Consider the following 2,818-nt stretch of genomic DNA (forward strand, 5'->3'; position numbering starts at 1 on the left):
CGGGTTTGAACAGGGATGTTCAATCCTGGCCGGTCCGTCGGCGAAATGCCGAAAACGAGGGAACCGCCACGCGGCGCGAGGACCGGCCGCCTGCCACCGAGGCCACCCCTTTTTCACCATTCTCATCGCGATAAAGCGATAAAAAAAGCCAAACTACCCACTACAGATTCGTTCATGGCTCGGCTCTGAATTTCATCACATTGTGCGGCAAACTCCTTGCTCCCAGGCTATTTAAAGCGCTGCGAATTGACCGATCGAGGGAGCAGCCAGTCTGTTTTAGGTTTGGTGAGGGGTAGGGGAAAACATCGCCTCCTTGCTTTGTACTGCACTCGTACTCGGCGGCATGGCGTGCCTTAACAAAATTTAATGCTGCGGCGGTTTATCGCCGGGGGAAATCCGGCATCGAGCCTTACCTGTTGCGGGTTGAGGTAGATACTCGCCCGTTCACGCCCCTGGGTGGATTATTAAGTTCTTTTCAGGTTTCCTGTTTTTACTTGTGGCCCTGAGCGGGCGGCGATCATACTGCGCGCAAATGCCCGATTCTGTAAGGAACCTCACCATGTCGCAGTCGCTTTATTCACGCTATGTTGCCGCCCGTGCGGACCACCCTCAGCTTTATGCCCGCGATCTTGCCGCGCTGCTGGAAACCAGCGAAGCACAGCTCGCCGCCGCGCGCGTGGGCCACGATGCCCGCCGTCTGGCCGATGAACCCAAAGCCCTGCTCGGCGCGCTGGCGTCGGTCGGTGAACTGAAGGCGATTACGCGTAACGACTGGGCGGTTCACGAGCAGGTGGGCCATTACGTTAATCAGCAACTGGACGGCCACGCGGGCCTGATCCTCAATCCGGGTGGCATTGATTTACGCCTGTTCCTCAAGCAGTGGCAAAGCGCCTTTGTGCTGGAAGAATCTTCCGCACGCGGGGTGCGCCATAGCCTGCAATTCTTCGATGCGCAGGGTGATGCCATCCACAAGGTGTACACCACCGAAAACAGCGATATGGCCGCCTGGCAGCAGCTGATTGCACAGTTTGCCCGCGAGGAGAACCCGGAGCTGGAAGTGGTTGCCGCCCAGAAGCAGGCGTTCGCCACGGAAGTGGACAGCGCGCGGCTGGAAGAAGAGTGGCGCGGCATGACCGACGTGCATCAGTTTTACATGATCCTGCACCGTCATCGTCTCTCCCGCCAGCAGGCGTTTAACAGCGTCAGCGACGATCTGGCCCGCCGGGTCGACAATCAGGCCGTTGAAGCACTGCTTAACCGCGTACAGCAGGACGGCAATCCGATCATGGTGTTTGTGGCGAACCGCGGTGCGGTGCAGATCTTTACCGGTCCGCTGGCGCGCGTTGAGCCGATGCGCGGCTGGCTGAATATTTTCAATCCAGAGTTTACGCTCCACCTGCGCGACAGCGAGATTGCGGAGAGCTGGATCACCCGCAAACCGACGGTCGACGGCGTGGTGACTAGTCTGGAGCTGTACGCTGCCGACGGTACGCAGATTGCGCAGCTGTACGGCGAGCGTAAAGAAGGCCAGCCGGAGCAGTCGCTGTGGCGCGAGCAGTTAGCCGAGTTGGAAGAGTCAGAGGTAACAGTCTGATTTGAGTGTGTGTGAAATAAGGTCTTTTTGAGACCATTTAGCCGCTATCGATGGACGATGGCGGCTTTTTTTTGCCCTGTTTTTGTCGCGCCAGGAATGGCGGGGAGGAGGCTCTCGGTTCCGTCATTTCGCTGACGGATCCGCCCGTACGCGTCAGCGACAAAATCCGCTACCGCGCATGCCAAGATGAAAATGTGAAGCGTGAGCCGCGTTATAGTCGGGCCCCAGCGCATTACCAAAGCTGGCACATCCATTGCGCCAGAGTATATGCAGTGCGGCTGACTCGCTGGCAGGCTCTTGCCAGTTTTTCGCTACCCGCAGCCAGCGCCCGTTAGCCAGTTGAAAAGCGGTAATATCCCAGGCCTCTGCGGTGGCATGTTCGCTGCGCTGTCCCTGCTGACGATGATAAATATTGCGACAGGCAAAGCTGCCAACATGTTCGATACGCCGCAGCGGGCTTGCTACCTCCGACTGCTGCAATAATTGATGACTGCGTGTGACATACATCGTGCTGGCGACGGCCATGGGGCAACTCGCCAGAAAACTGCTGCTCAGTGACACCGGTCCAAATTTGCTGATGCGAATGGGCTGCGCGATAGTGCATTCTCCTTTGGGCTGTGGCTCTTCACGAAAACTGACCCGTCCCTGCGCACTGGCGCGCTGCAATACCGCAAGGCAGGCTTGCGGATCGCCTTTTAGCTGCTGCAATTTATAACGGGTTATCCAGCCCGGCGGGTCGGTCACATCCAGTGGAATAAAGGGGTTCCACTGTGCAGGAAGATGAGATTTCAACCAGGGCAGGCTCCACCAGGCCGCCAGCGCCAGAAGCGTTATTACGATAAGTACGCGCAAAATAGGTTACCCGTCATGTTGTCAATATAGATAAGTGTAGCTCTACCGTTTTTTTAGCCAGCTGGCTTCCCTGCATTGCCTGGCTGCGTTAACCAGCAATGGAGCGATGAAGCCAGGGGGCATCCGCAGGGCACGGAAGAAAGCCAGAGCCTGGCCATGGATGAATATCTTGCGGGTGGTTTGGCGTTTTTATCGCGATGGGGCGGTGGAATAGGGGCGGCCTCGGTGGCTGGCGGGAGGTCCTCGCGCCGCGTGGCGTTTCCCTCGATTCCGGCATTTCGCCGACGGACCGGCCAGGATTGAACATCCTTGTTCAAACCTGGCCTGATGGCAGCGTCCCTGCTGCCTTCTCCTGGCGTAATGCCTCCACCT

At 57.9% G+C, this 2,818-nt stretch carries 2 protein-coding genes; one reads left to right on the plus strand and one right to left on the minus strand.

What is annotated here, in order from left to right:
* Nucleotides 1–559: 559 nt before the first annotated feature.
* Complete coding sequence (locus tag IBT47_RS26755) at nucleotides 560–1,594, plus strand: hemin-degrading factor (protein ID WP_200564277.1); 1,035 nt, start codon at nucleotides 560–562, stop codon at nucleotides 1,592–1,594.
* Nucleotides 1,595–1,747: 153 nt separating this feature from the next.
* On the opposite strand, the gene IBT47_RS26760 is transcribed toward IBT47_RS26755, so the two are convergent.
* Nucleotides 1,748–2,446 (minus strand): extensin family protein, encoded by a 699-nt coding sequence (locus IBT47_RS26760; protein WP_200564279.1) that lies wholly within the window; start codon nucleotides 2,444–2,446, stop codon nucleotides 1,748–1,750.
* Between the last annotated feature and the right edge of the window lie 372 nt (nucleotides 2,447–2,818).

The organism is Erwinia sp. S43, from assembly GCF_016624745.1.
Lineage (GTDB): Bacteria > Pseudomonadota > Gammaproteobacteria > Enterobacterales > Enterobacteriaceae > Erwinia > Erwinia coffeiphila.